The following is an 18,233-nucleotide window of genomic DNA, read 5'->3' as shown; positions in this document are numbered from 1 at the left end:
GATGCAGGAGGAATATGATACGGTAGACATGAGGCAGAATCCTTTCTCGATGGTGTTTTCGTCGATGTCATCGTACCGTATCAACGGGGATTCTGTCTCTTTTTTATTTTTAATGGAAATAATTGTTAGCAAACCTGCAACATAAGAGTAAACGTATTAAATCGCTTGAAGCAGGACAATGGCAAAACGGCACAAGAGTGAAAAAGTTAAAAGCTTTGAGCAGTGATCGTCTTGTATTTGAAGCTCGTATAGACGAGGCAAAGCGTATGCTGTTTTCTTTTTATCCGACTAAGGATGAAAAAAGTGCCCTAGTAATTTTTCACTTAGCTCTCCAACATGATGATGTAATACGTACTGCCCGAACTATTTTGAATGAAAATTATGAAGTGAGTCATTATGAACTCGAAGAAGCTGAAGAAGAGAACGTGGAGGATTTAGTAGTAAATACAAAAAAATACTGGAACCAGCCAATGCATCATAATGAATTTATTAATTTGAAAAAGTATGAAGTAGATGAAGACACAATTATAAGGCTGATGAAAACGAACGATTTGGGAACAGAAGAAATGTGGGAATTAAAACTCGCTCTTCATAAAGAACAACAAGAAGTATTAGAAACCCCGTTGCCGGTTTTAATGTCAGGAACTGCAGGGAGTGGGAAGACTACTATTGCGATATACAAGTTATTAGTACGGCCTGAGCTTCAAAAGCTGTATATAACGTATAGTCGCGAATTATGTGAAGAAGCTAAACTGCAGTTTCAAAAACTGGTTTACGGATTAGATGACGAAAGCACTTTTATGGAAAACACCACATTCATGACTTTTGATGATGTACTGAAAAAATACAAATTGGACGAGTATCAGGCGGTTTCGACTCAAAATCGTCTTATTCATGAATATAAAAAATTTGCCAGAGGAAGTAACAAGGAAAAAGAATCCCCGGCTCTTATGGTGTGGGAGGAACTCCGGGGAGTTTGGAAAAGGCGACTTGTTGATGGAAAAATAGATATCACGTTAGACGAATACATGAGTCTCTCAGAGAAAGAAGCTCCAAATTTTTATAGTAAACGTTCTGAAGCTTACAAAATATATGAGTGGTATAAGGATCTATTAAAAGCCAATCATATGGTAGATGAACAGGATCTATTATTTGAAATACTTGCTCAGGATTTAAAAACTTATGATTTAGTGATAGCAGATGAGATCCAGGATTTAACGCCCCTTCATTTAAAAGTAATATTTAAATTTGCAGATAATGAACCCCAACGACTTATGTTAACGGGAGACGACCATCAGGTTGTTCACTATAGTGGTTTCAGGTGGGAAAATATAAAAAATGCCTTACACAATGATTTAAACACAAAGGTAAAAGATATCGTTAAACTATCCAAAAATTATCGTAATAGCGGTACTATTGCTCTTCTTGCTGATTCTGTTAATCAACTTCAGACAAAATACACTGAATTTCGTTATAAAACAAAAAGCGAAGAGTACCATAATTTCGGTTCCAAACCTATTTTATACGAAAATATAGAAGAAACTAAAATTATTGATTTTATGAGCTCTTTTGGTCCTTATGATGCAGTGTTGGTCAGGGGTACAGGCCATAAAAAAGAACTTCATCACCTTTTAGAACAAAATAATCTGGACAAGCCCTTAATATTTAGTGTGAATGAAGCTAAAGGATTGGAATTTAAAAAAGTATTCATATGGAAAATGTATGAAGAATCGAATGACTATGAATCGCGATGGAAAAGAATAAAAAGAATTATTGATAAAGACATTAATGTAACCAATTTGGATAATATTCAACAAAGGTTTATCAGGTATGAAGCAAGTTTATTATATGTAGCAATTACGCGGGGGATAAATCAATGTCAAATATACGATGGAAAGCTTCCATCTACAGTTTGGGACATAAATGATATACGCGAAAATCTTGAAATAAAAAATGAAATAAATATAGAAGGCAAGACCGAATTTAATGAAGAGGACTGGAAAGCCCAGGGTAATTATTTATTCGAAAAAGGTAAATATGAACAAGCATTAGACTGTTATCGAAAAGCTAAGCCAGATACAGATATTCAACATTTTATGTGGGTATGTACAGCACATCTATCAAAAGAAGAATTCGAATTTGAGCAGGCGGCCGAAATTTTTGAAAGTGTAAATATGCTTCATGAAGCCATTGAATGCTGGGACGCTCTCGGTGAATATGAACAAATTATAAAAATGGCGAAAAAATATAGCCGTATTAAAGAAAATAAACAGAACATTGATTGGGAAGAGACCATAAATGCTTATAAAGTTAAACACTTTGATAAAATCAAAAAATGGTCGGGGAGCGCAATTTATTACCGAAGAAGCGGTAATTATGTTAAAGCTTTAGAGCGCTACAAATTAGGCGGAGAGAATGCAATGATTCATCACATGCTTGAAGAATTGTTAGAAAACCCGGAAAAATTAAATGAGAAATTAATCGAAAGTGCGATTGACTATTATTCTGAACAACATAATGATCATATGAGAGAAAAATATATCCAAGAAAGAATGAAAATATAAATATTTATTTAACTTTAGAAATAAATTTTGGAGGAATAATTATGCCTGCTGAAGTAATTGAGAATTTTAATCCAAACGATCCGAGAACAAATGGAGAAGAGTATTTATTAAATATTTTTCAAAATAGCCCGCGCTTTGATGGATGGACTATATTTGAGCAACCACATATAAATTCAGCGAAACCAGACTTTGTTTTGCTGCATCCTGAGCGAGGAATAATCGTTATAGAAGTAAAAGACTGGAATTTAGGCTTGGATATTTATGAAAATGGAGGTTATATCCGTGGTACAAATGGACACCGGCATCGAAAAGATCCAGTAAATCAAGTAGAAAATTATAAGAAATGGATTTTGAAATCTGAAGCAGTTAATAGTATTTACTTGGCTGAAAATTTTCATAATTACTATGGTTGTATAGATACGGTAGTGTATTTTCATGAAGCTTCAAAATCGGAAGCTTCAAAATTTTGCAATGATAAAAGGGGATATACGAAGATTTGGACGAGAAAAGATGCTGATTACATCAATGAGTCAAATAACCGGTTAAACCCTAATGATCATACCTACCCTTTATTCATGAATAATTCAAAGTTCAACAGAAATGGATTTCTTTTAAGAGAGTTAGTCCAAGAATTATATATGCATTTACAATATGCAGATTATAATTATGAAAGAAGACAGCCATTCATATTAAATGGGAGCCAAAGGGTTCCCTTACAAGTGAAACCTGGTTCGATACGCAGATGGAGCGGGGTTGCTGGCTCTGGAAAATCATTAGTCCTGGCAGAGAAAGCGGTAAATGCTTTAAAAAACGATTATAATAAGCGAGTACTACTTTTAACGTTTAATATCACACTGCGCCATTACCTAAGAGACCTGTGCAGTCAGCAATTTGGTCGAGGCGAGTATGAAGGCGAACGTAAAAAATTGCGAGAAGATTTAACGATTATTCATTTTCATGACTTTCTAAAAATATTTATGACAGAACACGAAATAGAAACAAATATTGAAGAAACAAATGAAAATTTTACTAATAAGTGGCTAGATGCTATTAATCAATATTTAACTGAAAATATAAAAAAAGAGCATTTTAATTATGACTATATTTTAATTGACGAGGGTCAGGACTTTAAAGGCGAATGGATTCACTTTTTAAAACAGTTTTTCACTGAGGAAGGCGAAATATTTATAGTATATGATAAAGCCCAGGACTTGTTTGAGCATGGAGTATGGATCGAAGACTCTTATCAAATCAAAAATATTGGTTTTAAAGGAAAACCGGGAAATTTAAAATATACTCACCGTGTGCCTAATATGATGGTCCAAAAAATTCATACTATTCGCCAACAGTTACAAATTAAAGAAGACGAAATCCTAGTGCCTGAGGAAGAACAATTAAATTTGACGGAATCGGCTTCTTGGCATAATTACAATGCAAAATTAACTACAGAAAAATTAAAACAAATTGCTTATCATGTTGATTTATTAAGACCATCCAATGATTGGGAAGACATTACAATTCTCACTACTAACGAAAACACTGGCGCTGAAATCGTAGAATACTTTGAAGATAAAGGTGTAAAAACTTCGCATGTATACGATTTACAAAAAGAAAAAGACCAAGAGCGTCGTCGTAGTGAAAAATGGAAGTTCCAAGGAGGGACCGGCCGACTTAAAATAAGTTCTTACCATAGTTATAAAGGATGGCAGACTCCCAACATTATTTTAGTTTTGGATTCTCCAAGTACTAATTATGAAAATGAATATATCTTCTTTAAAGAACCAAACCGTCAAGCAATAAAAGATGCCCTATTTATTAGTATGTCCCGTGTGAAAGGAAAAGCGGAGTCAGGAGAGTATTCGTTTAATTGCTTGAATTATCTTCCTGCCTATAACTATTTAAAATCTTCATTTGATTCACCGTGAGCGCAAAATTCAAGTATGAGTTTGGCTAAAAATACAGAAGTTCCAGCAAAAATTCCTGTGTTTTTAGTCATTTTAATTTTATTGATTAATTTATTTAGTTTTGTAAAAGGGTTTTATTTAGAGAATGGTTGAATATGAAGAGAGTAATTATTGGAACTGATAGGAGCAATAATCGTGGGTTTGATAATTTGTATAGGGTATGGAATGAACGGTAGTAAAGAACATATATTTCTGCTTGGGTGCTATTAATATCATTGGTCGTAGTTCTTTTATTGTTTTTGCTATTTTTCTTTTCAATGCTAATAAATTAATTAAAATCATATTTCAGATTATTACAAACTAATACTTATTAGTCTAAAAAATAGCTCGATTTTAGTTTTGGATTGCTTCCCGCCCGTAGACAATGAAAATAACCAATATACGGAACCCCGGCGCCGGAATGCGTCGGGGTTACTTTTATTCATATATTTCGAATTTGTAAAAGAGCACAGCAAATTTCCAGCTCATTCACGACCGCTTCCGAATCATCGGCACCCATTTCATGTGCGTCCCGATGCGCCATACCCACTCCAGCGGGCCGTAGTAAAAGTATTTCAGCCATAGCGGGCTGGCGAGCAGCTGGGCGGCAAACACGAGCAGGCCGATGAATAACGCGAACACGTAGCCCGGAGGATCCCAGATGCCCATGCCGTTAAAAAACGTCCGGCCGCTCTCCCGGAACAGGCTCACGAAAATGACCGATTGCAGCAAGTAATGGGTAAAGGTCAATTTCCCGACGGCGGTAAACGGGATAAGAAACATGGAGATGCTTTTTTGGCTCGTGCCGGCTAACAGCAGCCCGAGGCCCAGCCCCAGGCTCACCAAAAATGCGTACACATCATCAAGATGAGCAACCAGCGGGTTGGTGGCGCCGGCGTACAGAGCGGCTTTCCCCAAAAGCCCAACAAGGAGAAACACGACGGCAAGCCGCCATTTACGGTCGTGATCGTCCAGCGCTCTTGAAAAGATGCCGCTTCGGTACGCGTACATCCCAAAAAAGAAATAGCCGAGATGATCGATCATCGTCGACCATTCAATCAGCAGGTATTCCACGCCGGTCGGATACGTTTGATCCTTCGGCAGGGCGTCCTTCATCCACTGCTCCGGGTCCATCTGAAAAGAGGTATAGCCATTCAAAAGGTCGATGCCGGTGGAATAGCCGAGCCAGAACAGAAACGCCAGCCCGAGCAGCCAGCTGGCTGGCAGCCGGAGACAGGTGAGCAGCACAAGTCCTGCGGAAGCGTACATAAGCAGAATGTCACCCGCCCATATAAAGTAGCCGTGCAGCCCTCCGACGAAAAACAGTATCACGAGCCGCCGGACGAGGGTAGGGTAGGGATTTGTGCCCTTCGCGTGCAGCCGGCTGTAAATAAGTACGAGGCTTATGCCAAACATCATCGCAAACAGCGGCCGGGCGCTGTCCTCGAATACGATGGCGACGGCCGTGTGAATAGAGCTGCCCAGCCAGGTTGGGTTGGCCGGGTCCGCTAACGCCAGCCCGAAGACATTGACGATAAAAATCGCAAACAGGGCGAAGCCGCGTATTTGATCGAGTATGTCTATGCGTGGGCCCTGAGTGCTGCCCTGGGGAGTTGTCATAACAAAACCTACTTTCTGCAAAGGGAACTTATACTGGGATGCTGATCTAAGATAGGGCAAAGAACCCTCATAGAGGATATACGAAACTCAGGCAGAAAATAAAGGGCCGGAAGTTGGGCAGGCTTTATTCACTCCAGGCGGCCTTGGGTTACCTCATCCGCAGAACCGGCCCCCTTGCTTAACCAAAAAGGCTGTTTTTCTCTTTCACGTTAATTGCTGCTTCCCCGTTCGGAATCTCGCATTGAAGCAGCAGGGATTTAGACGCCTGCTTTTCCTCGATGCTTTCCACAGCATAGGCTGTCCAGACCGCCCTGGATTTCGAGAGTTCCAAAAGGGCGTAGCCGTGGGAGGTGCTGTCGAATAATTCAATCCAGGGGTTTTCAATTTTGATGGCATTCTGCAGCTCTTTAAACAGAAACTCTGTCGGAATGATGCGTTTGCTTAAAGCGTCCGGCAGAAAGGTGCGAAAGATCTCGAGCGTCGCGTTTTGAGGCAGGGGGCTCGTGTGGTCGAACAGATTATTCAGGTTTTTCTGCACCATTTCATTCAGATTGCTCGATGTCACGGACCCCACCATCAGCTCCACTCCGAATTTATGACCGTCCCGGCTGTAATCCTCCTGCAGATAGGAGGCTTCAAAGCTATGAAAATCTCCCGTTAGCACAATGAAATTTTGGATGCCTTTATTCATGACTGTCTGGGCGATAGCCTGCCGTTCATGTGCAAATCCGTCCCAGGCGTCAAGATTAATGTACCTGCCCAAAAACTTCAGCTGGGTGATTTGCACCTGGTTGGCCCAAATGTTCCATAAGCTGCTGGAATTTTTTAATTCACCGAGAAACCAATCCTTCTGCTCCCTGCCGAGCATAGACCGGTCGGGGCTGTGAATATTTTCGCAGCCATCGGTGAAATAACGCTCCAGCTCCTGTTCGCCACAGGGATGAGCATCCCGGTAGGCACGCTCGTCTGTAATGTACAGTGTGGCAAGGTCACCAATAGTCATCGACCGGTACAGCTTCAGGGCATTACTGGATGATGAGCGGGACGGGACATATACCCTCGAAGGCATGTATTCGAGCCAGGCACTGTTTGCCGAATGGCGCCGCTTGAGATCGGGCTCCAGGCTGTCATCTGGAGCCACCGCCGGGGCGTAGGCATCGTTGGCAAATTCATGGTCGTCCCAGGTGGCCACCATGGCGTGGTTTTCATGTAGCTTTTGCAGATCGGGGTCTGTACGGTACACGTTGTACAGGTGGCGGTAATCCTCCAGGGTGAATGCTTTGTCTTCACCGCTTGGAAGGGTAATCTGCCTTGCTTCCAAGCCGGTTTGGTATGAGGCCTCTCCGGCAGCTTCGTAGATGTAATCCCCCAGGTGCAAAAAGAAATCCATCTGCTCGTCCGCCAGGTGGGCGAGTGCATTAAAATAGCCGCTCGTGTAATCCTGGCAGGACACGTAGCCGATGGTGGCTGCGGGGCAGTCACTGCCTTCCGGTGGAAGCGTGCGGCATCTGCCGGCTTTACTCACCAGGCCGCTCCTGGTGATAAAACGGTAATAATAGGTCTCATTAGGGTGCAGTAGTCCATCCAGATCCATGCGGACCACATGGTCATGATCCTTCCATACTGGGGAAAATCCGCTTAATTCTACGAAGGAAAAATTCGGATGGGTGCTTACCTGAAACATAACGGTCTTTCCCTGGTCGATGAGGTCCGCGAAAGAAGAGTTATTTTTGTCGTGCGGCTTGTTCGGCCACTCGAAGCCTCCCCCGCCGATTTCGATATCGGAGGCCCCTGCTTCTAACGAAGGATCCACTCTGGTCCAAATCATCATCCCAGACGAGGTGGGGTCGCCGGAAGCGACCGATTGGGGAAATCCCTCTCCCGCCGGCTGGGTGGCGTAATACGCTTTCGTTTCTATATCGGATGAACCATTAACTACCCTGAAGGCCGAGCCGGTAAGAAAGCACTCGGGGAACGGAGCCCTGTTTTCATCCTCCCTGACTGAATCATTAAAATACAATATGGTGCCTCCTTGATTGTTTTTACTGGCGGTTTGAATTGATGAAAAATTGCCTTTCTTTAACAAATATATCTTTTTTATCATTAACAGAAATGATCGTGATAAAACCTGAAAGGCGGTGAAATCAGGTATAAATGAAGGAGCCGGAAGTTCGGCAGGCCGGATTTACTCCGGAGCACTGCTCTGCCAGTCAGCTTCCCGCCTAGGATCTCTGGCCCCGGACAGCTCCCCGGTCTCCTGGTCCAGGGCTAACGCCTGAATCGATCCGAAGTAGAGCGGGGTCGGCTGTTCACGTATATCCTCATACCCAATCGCAAGCAGCTCCTCGCGCTGCTCCGTTTCAGGCTGTTCTTCCATCACTAGCTCGTCACCATCCAGATGAAAGCGCGGGACTTCGACAGCTTCCTCGAGGCTGGCATCGTTCTCTGCCCAGTCGGCAATCACCTGCGTGAGCATAATCGGGATCCGTTCGCCGCCCGGGCTGCCGATGCCAAGCACCGGCCCGTCGTCATTGGCCACAATCATCGGAGATGACCAGGTCACCGAGCGCCGGCCCGGCTCCGGTTCATTGACGCTGCCTTCGCCGATATCAAACCGGTCCATCTGGTTGTTCAGAAAGTAACCGTCGGCATATTCCCCGGAGCCCCAGAAGTTGGTGAGCGTATTGGTCATCGACACAAACGTTCCGTCCTCGTCAACAACCGTAATATGGGTCGTGTTGGGGTCTCCCGTGTAGGAGGAGGCTTCCTCTTCGGAGATCACGCTATCATCGGAAATTTCCGCAGCCAGCTCCACGTTACGTGCCGGGTCCGTCAGTTCATCCACCGGCACATCGACAAAATTCGGATCGCCGTAGTCCGTTTCAATAAACTGGGAGGCGAGTCTCCAGGACATGGCGGTGTCGTGGATAAAGTCCGTGCTTTCCCTTCCTGCTTCCATGCTGCCACGCTCCTCAAGCATCTGCAGCATTTGAATGACGCTGATGCCGGGGAGGGGCGGGGCAGCACCGATAATGTCATATCCTGCGTATGTTCCGACGGACGGATCGTTCTGGCTCACCTCAAACGCTTCGAGTGAAGCGGTGTCTATGCCTTCGATTTGAGACGCGAGCGACTGCCCGGCCTCTCCTTCATACAAAGTATCGCTCCCGTTGTCACGGATATCGCGCAGGGTGTCGGCGAGCTCGTCCTGTTCCACGGTAGAGCCGGCTTCAAGAGGCTCCCCGTCAGGATAGAAATGGCTCAGCTCACTGACCGGGAGCCTGTCCTCTCCTGATTCGAGCTGCTCCGCCAGCAGTCCGGAAACCTCCGAGCTGTCGGCAAGCTCTACCGCAGGATCAAGCAGCTCCTCCCATTCCGCTGTCCCGTAGTCGGTGTGAAATTCGTTCATTCCGGCAGTGAAGCCGGGCACGCCGATGTCAGACGAGGGGATGCCGCCCTCGGGCACGACTTCGCGGTAATCATAGGCCTGCGGATCTTCTCCCTGCTCCTGGATTAACACCGATCCGCCTCCGCCAATGCCGGAAGCAAATGGTTCAACGACAGAGACTGCGTAAGCGGCTGCGACAGCGGCATCGGCCGCGTTTCCTCCATTATCGAGCACCTCCATGCCGGTTGCGACCGCATCGGGATGGCCGGCGCTCACCCCGTAATCGGTAGTGGGTTCATTGGACGGCTCGGATTCTTCTTCCGCTGCTTCCTCGTTTTCATTGGTCTCGTTTTCCTCCTCCGGGGGTGCGCTTTCATTTTCGCCTTCTTCCTCTGACGAGCATCCGCTGAGTACTATTACGGACAGAACGGCTACGGCGGGGACGAATCGTCGGATGGGATCGAAAGAGGGGGGGTTTTTCCGGAATGGTATCACCTTTCTGTTAGCCATGCATCATTCTCCTTTCTCGGTTCTTACTTGCTTCTGCTTAGCGCCGGCAACCTCCTTCCAGGCAGGCACGAAATAAGTAAAAATAAGCCTTGAGTCTGGACAATGGCTGTCTATGGTTACAAGGAGTGAAAGGGAGCAGGCGCTGAGGGGGAGAGGAAATATGTATATAGCCAACTGAGGGTTAAAAATGGTTCTTCCCCTATGATAACACTCTTATGCCCCGAAAGTACCTGCCTCAAGCTCAATAATGCTAGTTCGACAGCGGTTTTAGTTACTTTATAGATTTAAGGAAAAGATGGAAGAAGTTTTGGATAGTAATTATTTTTAAATTATTGTTTATGTCAATACATTTCGGCGTTGAAAATCTTTTTGCATTAAATTAGTAGGCAATATATACTATTTTTAAGTTATCAATAATTGATTAAGGAGCGACTTACATGAAAGTCATTATATTGGACGAGAAAATAGAAGAGAGTGAAGATAGATGCTACTTATGTTCTTCAACGCTAAAAGAATATATAAATAGTTTGCCAAACGATTATAAAGACTATGATATTCAAAGAGGAATCGTCTCAAATTTATACTTAGATAATTTGGTTGAAACTATATTAACAAAAGGTCATATACCTCCTATAACTCTGGTAGTTTACCAGAAGGATTTTCCAAAGAATGATAATATTGAAAAATTTAGAATATTGGATGGCTTGCAGCGAACATATAGATTAAAAGTTATTTGGGATACAATCCAATTTATAATTCGAGAAGGCATAGATCATAACAGTTTTTCTATGAACAAATATCAATTATCAAGAAAATTCAAAAGTGTTTTAAGCGAATTTGGTTCAAATACTTCAATTCTCTACAAATTATTACAAATTAGTGCTGATAAAAAAATTACTCCACAAAAACTAATCAGTTACTTTAATGAAAAACAATGGTTTGAGATATGGGTTAATTTGTCTCCTGATAAAGAAATAAAAAAAATGTTAGTTCTGAACGCAGGTCATAAACAGATGTCATTAAAGCATCAGTTAGAACTTTATTTTTTGAATTTATTGCCTATAGTTAATGAAATAGGAGAAGAATATTCGGAGGACTTCAAATTATACAGAGAGAGAGAAGTATCTTCTGCTCAGTTCACAAAAAAAAGAAAAAAAGGAGAGTTTTATTTTCCGCACTTGATTTCTTCAATACTCTCTTTTGTAAGAGGTGAAGTCATCACTACAAATACTAAATTGGTTAGAGAAATAAATAATAATGAGGATACTAAACTAGATGAATTTTTATACTACTTAAATCAAGATTTTATAAAAGGTGTAATAAAATTTTTAATAGAATTAGATGAAATATTAATACAAGATTATGATGAAATAGGTGAAAAGTGGATATCTAGAGAAACTGTAGCAGTAGGTATTTTTGGAGCGCTCGGCCGGGCTAGCCAACAATACGAAACGCTAGAAGATAGATTAAGCATCTTTACAGATTTTATAAGAGAACTAGAAACAAGTAAGGAAAATTTGTTAAATGTAGCAGTGTACAATGAAGCTAGGAATAGCATAGATTTGAGCAAGGAAAATGTAGGAAATTTAACAAAAAAATCTGTATATCATGGTATTACTGAATTAATCAATAATTCCTATAATGCTCCTATAGATTGGAGATATTGGTTTTTGAAAAAGGAGGATAACTCCTGGGATGTGTAAGAACAGTTTAAAAATATACAACGAAAAATTAATGTACTTCGTCCGTACTATTGAGAACGACTCACACGTAGAGTTACAAGCAGAAAAATTAAAAGTAGGAGAGAAAGAAAGATTCAAAAACGAAATCATGGTAGAATTCGGTGAGTTAACTATAAAGATAGAAGAGAGTATAGAGAAAGAAATCTTCTTTGATGACTTAGAAAATTTAGAAAAGTTGGTAAACGAAGTTTTGGGATTAGTGCCGGGTTTTTTTGATAATTTTATTTTATACAAAGATATTTTTTTTGCGATTATCTATCAATTAAGAGAAAAGAGCGAGTTAGGCATTGAAGCTATTGATTTAAAGGAGAATTTCCAACTTTTCAGTATCGATAACTTCAATCAAGATTTTTTTGTTTTTGATAAAGATTATATCGAGAAAAGTTTTTTAATTATTAGAAACAAAAATAAAAATGAAATTGAAGAATTTTTAGAGAATGTAAATATATCTTTAAATTTTTACTTATTAGATTCTTTAGATTTTAATAGAGAATATAATAGCGACACGTTTTGTCTAATTAACAATGAAAACAAAATTATTGAAGACAATAATATAAAAATAGAAAAGTTAAAAACTATAGTAATGTTAAATAAAATTTCAAATGGTGAAATTATTCATACAGAAGATAATTATGAAAAAATTCCATCCGTGACATCTGAAATTGATTGGAGTATGGGCGAAGAATATGAACAATTTAAAGATGCAATTTATATATTAAGTGAATACAATATGCAAACTAACGTTTTAGATAAATATGTAAAGATATATCAAGTTATAGAAAATTTTATGTATAAAAAATCTATCTGTGAATTAGTGAATAATACAAATCCTAGTTTATTTTCAATTAGAAAATTTCAAAATTTATTTGCCGCGGTAAATTCCAACGAATTAGTAGCATTACAAAATTTTATGAAAGCAGTATTTGAAAAAAACTATAAACAACAAATCAGTTTTAAATCATTTATTTTAGATTATTGGGAAACTTTTTTAACTAATAATGATGAAAACCAGGTTTCTGAAGCCCTTAAAGTATTGGGTATAAATCATAGTCAGAATGATATCAATGGAGATAATATTAAAAAATTTTTCACAAAAATAATTTATTATTTAAGAAACGCTATTGTACACAATAAGGAAACTGAGTTCCATTTATTTTATGGTAATTTATGGGAATACGCCGGTTTAAGGGCAATTTTGAAAGAGTTATTAATACCATTACTAGAAGAAATCGTTTTTTATCTATTAATTAATAAAAACGATATCATTTGGTACGATAAAAAACAGTTGCTATTGTATGAATGATCTGAATTTTTAATCTGTTTATTTGAAATTGATTAATAACTAATTAGTTGAAATAAAAAATCTATTAATATTAGTATTGGCAGAAGAAAGGTTATTTAAATACTCCCAAAATAAAAAGCGAATGTCCGAACTGTTTATTTAATCATTAAAGAAATAATTTTAAAATGAGTATAGTTAAAATATGATATAAAAAAGACCCTTGCAGGCTGTCTGCAAGGGTCTCCTTTAATTTCAACTATATATGAGCCGGGAACGGTGAAACAAGTAATCCGTCCTTTATCTAAAAACGATAAGATTCCCCGTCCTCCGGCACCGACACATTCGACGAGATGCCTTTTTCTTCAGCGAATCTCTTTAATTCTTCCTTCGATAACGTCCAGTGGTTCACTGCTTCCATATGCACGGCAATAATCTGCGCTTCAGGGGCGGCCTGCTGCAGCTCGTGCACGTCTTCCTTGCCCATCACAAGCGAACCGCCCTCGGCGAACTGGTTGTCTCCGGCGTTGACTACGATAATATGAGGCTGGTGAAGGTTTACCGCCTCCTGGACGCCCTCGTACCAAACGGTGTCACCGGCCACACACAGCGTCTGCTCCGATTCGTGGCTGAACACAACGCCGCAAACCGGTCCGGTCATTTCAAGGATGTCGCCGCGGCCATGCTCGCCCTTCGTTTTGCTTAAGGCTATTCCTTCGAAGACGGTGTCTTCGTGCAACACCTCGACATTCCGAAAGCCGTCGCTCCGGATGGCTTCTGCTTCGTCTGCATTTTGGGTGAAAAGTGGAAGTTCCTTAGGCAAAGCTTCCTTTGCCGCTTCGTCCCAGTGGTCCTGGTGCGTGTGCGTAACAATAATGGCATCAATGCCTGCGGTAATTTCCTGCAGCGAAACCGGCAGTTTGGCGACCGGATTGTTCTGGTCTCCGTCCGGTGCGTGAGGCGCCGGGCTCGGCAGTGGCGGATAGGCGCCTTTTTCGCCTAAATACGGGTCAATTAAAAACTTGTTGCCGGCGTATTCCACAATAAGCGTCGCGTTCCGGATCGGCTGGATATTCATTCGGTAAAACTCCTTCTAAATAATAGTATAAATGATTGTAATATATTTTACCGTTTGTTGCACTTAAGCCCCAGCGGAAGCTGCATAAAGTATAGGTCATAGTTATAAAATTGCTGCCCGGCACTTGGCTTGTACAGGCAATCTATGAAGAAAATGGTATATTGAATAAGAAAGTTGGTAGATAACTGGAAAAAGGATCCAATTGCGTGGAGGTTATTATGCTATCAGGATTTTTTATTAACATCACTATACTCGTCTCGTTTATTTTTTTATTTCACCGTATATTTTATCAGGTGCCGCTGCGGGAGTCTTCGTCGCTCGGCCAAAAACTATTTGCCGGAGTTTTCAGCGGGGTGCTCGGGCTGATTTTACTCGCTTACAGCATTCCGTTAAGCGACACGACCATCATTGACTTACGGATGGTGCCCATTACGTTAATGGCTATTTTTGGGGGATGGATTCCGACCGTGATAGGGGGGCTCATGATCGTGACAGGGCGGCTGGTTATCGGTGTCAGCATGTCTTCAGTCGCTGCGATTATCCTGATTATTGTGACCATCTTTTCCTGCCTGCTGGTACACAAGCTTGTAAAAAATGTGTGGGTGCAGGCAGTATGGATGGTACTCATCATCAATGGATACATCGCTGTTACGCTGGCCATCCTTCTGCCACCCGGACAGTGGCTCCCCGCCTCCGGTATGTACCTGCTGTCGTCTGTCATCGGTACGGCGGTGGCCGTTTATATGTTTACACACCTGACCCAGGTGAATGAGCTGTTCCGGCGCTACCAGGATCAGGCTTACCGGGATGGGCTGACCAGCCTGTACAATAAACGGGCGTTTCAGGAAATGATCCAGCAGACCGAGGCGGAATACACCGGCAGCTCCCGGTCGCTGTCGCTGCTGGTTCTTGATATCGATCATTTTAAATCAATCAATGATACATACGGCCATTCGGAAGGAGACGCGGTCTTAACCCAGCTTAGTGAAATTCTCGAAGCGTCCATCCGCTCGAACGATGTGGCGTTTCGCGTTGGCGGGGAAGAATTCAGCATTTTGCTGCATGACTGCACCAGCTCCCAGGCATTAATCATTGCTGAACGAATTCGGTTAAATGTGGAGGAAGCCTCTTTTCAGCTTCATCAAGTTCCGGATGCCCTGAATGTTACCGTTTCTGTCGGAGTTTCCACCTACCCGGAGACAGAACCACAAATCCAGCACCTGTATGATGCGTCCGACGAAGCTTTGTACCAGGCGAAAAGACAGGGGCGGAATCGTGTCTGTTTTGCAGAAGCTCCTGCTTAAGCCAGAGAATCCAAAAAACATCACCTGCCAATCGGCGGGTGATGTTTTATTACGTGCATGAAAGGGGCTTACGTTACGGCCTCGGTCAGCCGGAGGGTGCGTGACGTGGAGTCGTGCACCATCTCCAGCAGCTCCGGGTTGTCCTCGAGCGAGCGGCCGTAGGACGGAATAATTTCCTTGAGTTTTGGCTCCCAGGCCTCCAGATGGTCGGGGAAGCACTTGTTTAATACTTCAAGCATGATCGATACGGACACGGATGCGCCCGGCGATTCACCGAGCAGCGCCGCCATCGTGCGGTCCTGGGCATGAATCAGCTTGGTACCGAACTGCAGGGCGCCCCGGCCGCCCTCTTCAGTATCCTCGATCAGCTGTACACGCTGGCCGGCCACAAGAAGATTCCAGTCGTCACTGGAGGCATTCGGCACAAAGTTGCGCAGTTCTTTGATTCGGTCTTCCTTGGACTGGGTCAGCTGCTGGGCGAGGTATTTAAGCAGCGGTGTATTTTTGGCGCCGGCTGCAAGCAGGGTCAGCACGTTCGACGGTTTAACCGACCCGAACAGATCCAACGGGGATCCCTGTTTTAAAAACTTAGGTGTAAACCCGGCGAACGGGCCGTACAGCAGCGTGTCCCTGCCTTCGATGTGGCGGCGGTCCAGGTGCGGTACTGTCATCGGAGGCGTGCCGGCCGGCTCTTTGCCGTACACCTTGGAGTGGTGCTTTTGGACGACCTCCGGATTGTCACAGACGAGAAATTCGCCGCTGATCGGGAAGCCGCCAATGTTCCTGCTTTCAGGAATGCCCGTTTTCTGCAGCAGCGGCAGGGCGCCGCCGCCGGCACCGATAAAGGCGAAGGAAGCGGTATGCTCCTCGAGTGATTCCTGATTTAGGTTCTTTACGGTTACTTCCCACGTGCCGTCGCTTCGCTGGGCGACATTTTCCACAGAGTGGTTGTAGCGGATGTCTACATTATCCTGTTTTTCCAAATTGGCAAGCATCTGGCGGGTCAATTCCCCGAAATTAATATCGGTGCCGTGGTCGACCTTCGTGGCCGCTATCGGTTCGTCAGAGTCGCGCCCTTCCATCATCAACGGAATCCACTCTTTGATCTGCTCCGGATCTTCGGAAAATTCCATGCCTTCAAACTGGGGATGGCCATCCAGCGCGTCAAACCGTTTGCGCAGAAATTCCACATGCTCCTCGCCGTAGACAAAGCTAATATGAGGGAGGGGACGGATAAATTCCTCGGGGCTTTGAAGATCTCCCTGTTCCACCAGGTGCGCCCAGAGCTGCCTCGAGATCTGGAATTGTTCATTAATTTCTACCGCCCGGCTGGTCTTGAGAGAGCCGTCCGGCTGCTCGGGAGTGTAGTTCAGCTCACAGAGAGCTGCATGTCCGGTGCCGGCGTTGTTCCACTCATTTGAGCTTTCCTGTCCGGCGGAATCGAGCTTTTCGAAAATCGTAATGCGCCACTCGGGTTCCAGCTTTTTGAGTAATGTCGCAAGCGTGGCACTGACGATGCCGGCGCCGATCAAAATTACATCGCTCGTAGTGTTAGTTTGCTGCATCGGGTGTTCCTCCTTTGAAATGAAAAATGGGTCCGTTTTTGAAAGCGGTTATGTTAAGTAGTATGGTCATCTGATGACTCTTTACATATCATAACATACTCGCTGCTGAAAAACGAGACAGAGGATGAGGCGGGCGCCTTAGTTTGACTGAAGCAATGCAGGGAATAAAGGGAAAGAGCGGGCATGCTAGTATTTAAATAAACAACGGAAGAATTCATAGAATTTCACTGGAGGGATCATGATGAAAATTTTAATTACAGGAGCGACCGACGGCATCGGGATGGAAACGGCGAAAATGCTGATGGACGAGGGCCACGAGGTGCTGCTTCACGGCCGCAGCGCGGAAAAGCTGGAAAATGTGGCAGAAGAGCTCGGCAACGCACAGGCGGATCAGTATGTGGCGGACCTGTCCCAGCTGGCTGAGGTAAGAAGCCTGGCTCTTGGAGTCACGAACAAGCACAGTCATCTCGATGTGCTCATTAATAACGCCGGGGTGTATAACGCGACGGACGCTGCCACCGCAGACGGCCTGGATATCCGCTTTGCAGTGAATACGTTCGCCCCGTACATTCTGACGAACGAGCTGCTGCCGCTGATGGACGAGTCGGGGCGCGTCGTAAACCTCTCTTCTGCGGCGCAGAAGCCTGTAGATTCGGAGGCACTTTCAGGAAACAAACATCTCCAGGACGGGGAAGCCTATGCCCAGAGCAAGCTCGCCCTCACAATGTGGACGATGGAGCTCGCTCCACGCGTGGACCCCGTAATGGTGGCGGTGAATCCGGGTTCTCTGCTCGGAAGTAAAATGGTGAAACGGGCATTCGGCGTCGAAGGCAGCGATATTACCATCGGGGCAAATATCCTGTACCAGGCGGCGCTGTCGGAAACGTTTGCGGACGCCTCCGGCAAGTATTATGACAATGACGCCGGCGATTTCGGTGACCCGCATCCGGATGCCAGTGACAGCGAAAAACGCCAGGCGCTTGTGAAACAGATGGATGACATAATAGAGCAGACAGGTAGTTTATAAAGACTGTGCCAAGATTACTACCGTAAATTCGATAGTAAAGCAAGGCTCTGTACAAGAGCCTTGCTTCAGATTGTAGACAAAGGCCTCCGAAAATGAATTTCGGAGGCCTTTGTTTGTGCTGTTGAGGGAAAAAGAAGCATCCAACGGCCGGCGCACGTCTGTCGCCACCGCCAGGTGGCGAGTTTTTTGAGGTTCATCACCGCATAAACAAGC

Annotated in this window: 12 protein-coding genes; 6 read left to right on the top strand and 6 right to left on the bottom strand. The window is 43.6% G+C overall.

The window, feature by feature from the left end:
• Positions 1–122 precede the first annotated feature (122 nt).
• Both CHL76_RS15995 and CHL76_RS15990 read left to right on the top strand, forming a co-directional pair.
• Positions 123–2,564: a UvrD-helicase domain-containing protein gene (locus tag CHL76_RS15995; RefSeq protein ID WP_143747481.1), complete on the top strand. Its 2,442-nt coding sequence runs from the start codon at positions 123–125 to the stop codon at positions 2,562–2,564.
• A gap of 41 nt (positions 2,565–2,605) precedes the next feature.
• A complete protein-coding gene (locus tag CHL76_RS15990; protein ID WP_094909109.1) occupies positions 2,606–4,489 on the top strand; it encodes a nuclease-related domain-containing DEAD/DEAH box helicase in 1,884 nt (627 codons plus the stop codon).
• A gap of 507 nt (positions 4,490–4,996) precedes the next feature.
• Here CHL76_RS15990 and CHL76_RS15985 read toward each other — a convergent pair.
• The 3 genes from CHL76_RS15985 to CHL76_RS15975 all read right to left on the bottom strand — a co-directional run bounded on the left by CHL76_RS15985 (position 4,997) and on the right by CHL76_RS15975 (position 10,025).
• On the bottom strand, positions 4,997–6,127 hold the full coding sequence (locus tag CHL76_RS15985; RefSeq protein WP_094909108.1) for a DUF418 domain-containing protein: 1,131 nt from the start codon (positions 6,125–6,127) through the stop codon (positions 4,997–4,999).
• 178 nt (positions 6,128–6,305) lie between these two features.
• Positions 6,306–8,147 (bottom strand): alkaline phosphatase D family protein, encoded by a 1,842-nt coding sequence (locus CHL76_RS15980; RefSeq protein WP_158219212.1) that lies wholly within the window; start codon positions 8,145–8,147, stop codon positions 6,306–6,308.
• A gap of 165 nt (positions 8,148–8,312) precedes the next feature.
• On the bottom strand, positions 8,313–10,025 hold the full coding sequence (locus tag CHL76_RS15975) for a gamma-glutamyltransferase family protein (protein ID WP_094909106.1): 1,713 nt from the start codon (positions 10,023–10,025) through the stop codon (positions 8,313–8,315).
• Positions 10,026–10,462: 437 nt separating this feature from the next.
• On the opposite strand from CHL76_RS15975, the gene CHL76_RS15970 reads away from it, so the two are divergent.
• A complete protein-coding gene (locus CHL76_RS15970) occupies positions 10,463–11,728 on the top strand; it encodes a hypothetical protein (protein ID WP_094909105.1) in 1,266 nt (421 codons plus the stop codon).
• Positions 11,721–13,070 carry a hypothetical protein gene (locus CHL76_RS15965; RefSeq protein ID WP_094909104.1) on the top strand — a complete coding sequence of 450 codons (1,350 nt, stop codon included), beginning with the start codon at positions 11,721–11,723 and terminating at the stop codon, positions 13,068–13,070. Before CHL76_RS15970 ends, CHL76_RS15965 begins: the two co-directional genes overlap by 8 nt.
• Before the next feature lie 280 nt (positions 13,071–13,350).
• Here CHL76_RS15965 and CHL76_RS15960 read toward each other — a convergent pair whose 3' ends face one another.
• Positions 13,351–14,124 carry an MBL fold metallo-hydrolase gene (locus tag CHL76_RS15960; protein WP_094909103.1) on the bottom strand — a complete coding sequence of 258 codons (774 nt, stop codon included), beginning with the start codon at positions 14,122–14,124 and terminating at the stop codon, positions 13,351–13,353.
• 218 nt (positions 14,125–14,342) lie between these two features.
• On the opposite strand from CHL76_RS15960, the gene CHL76_RS15955 reads away from it, so the two are divergent.
• Positions 14,343–15,428 carry a GGDEF domain-containing protein gene (locus tag CHL76_RS15955; RefSeq protein ID WP_094909102.1) on the top strand — a complete coding sequence of 362 codons (1,086 nt, stop codon included), beginning with the start codon at positions 14,343–14,345 and terminating at the stop codon, positions 15,426–15,428.
• 68 nt (positions 15,429–15,496) lie between these two features.
• On the opposite strand, the gene mqo is transcribed toward CHL76_RS15955, so the two are convergent.
• Complete coding sequence (gene mqo / locus CHL76_RS15950; RefSeq protein WP_094909101.1) at positions 15,497–16,993, bottom strand: malate dehydrogenase (quinone); 1,497 nt, start codon at positions 16,991–16,993, stop codon at positions 15,497–15,499.
• Positions 16,994–17,234: 241 nt separating this feature from the next.
• Between mqo and CHL76_RS15945 the strand changes: the two genes are divergently transcribed.
• Positions 17,235–18,020 carry an SDR family NAD(P)-dependent oxidoreductase gene (locus CHL76_RS15945; RefSeq protein WP_198951246.1) on the top strand — a complete coding sequence of 262 codons (786 nt, stop codon included), beginning with the start codon at positions 17,235–17,237 and terminating at the stop codon, positions 18,018–18,020.
• Here CHL76_RS15945 and CHL76_RS17320 read toward each other — a convergent pair.
• Positions 18,015–18,233, bottom strand: a 219-nt coding sequence (locus CHL76_RS17320; protein WP_233133497.1) for a hypothetical protein, incomplete at its 5' end; no start/stop codon positions are given. The genes CHL76_RS15945 and CHL76_RS17320 overlap by 6 nt on opposite strands.

Source organism: Marinococcus halophilus, from assembly GCF_002265875.1.
Lineage (GTDB): Bacteria > Bacillota > Bacilli > Bacillales > Marinococcaceae > Marinococcus > Marinococcus halophilus.
This window is presented reverse-complemented; position numbering and strand designations above follow the sequence as displayed.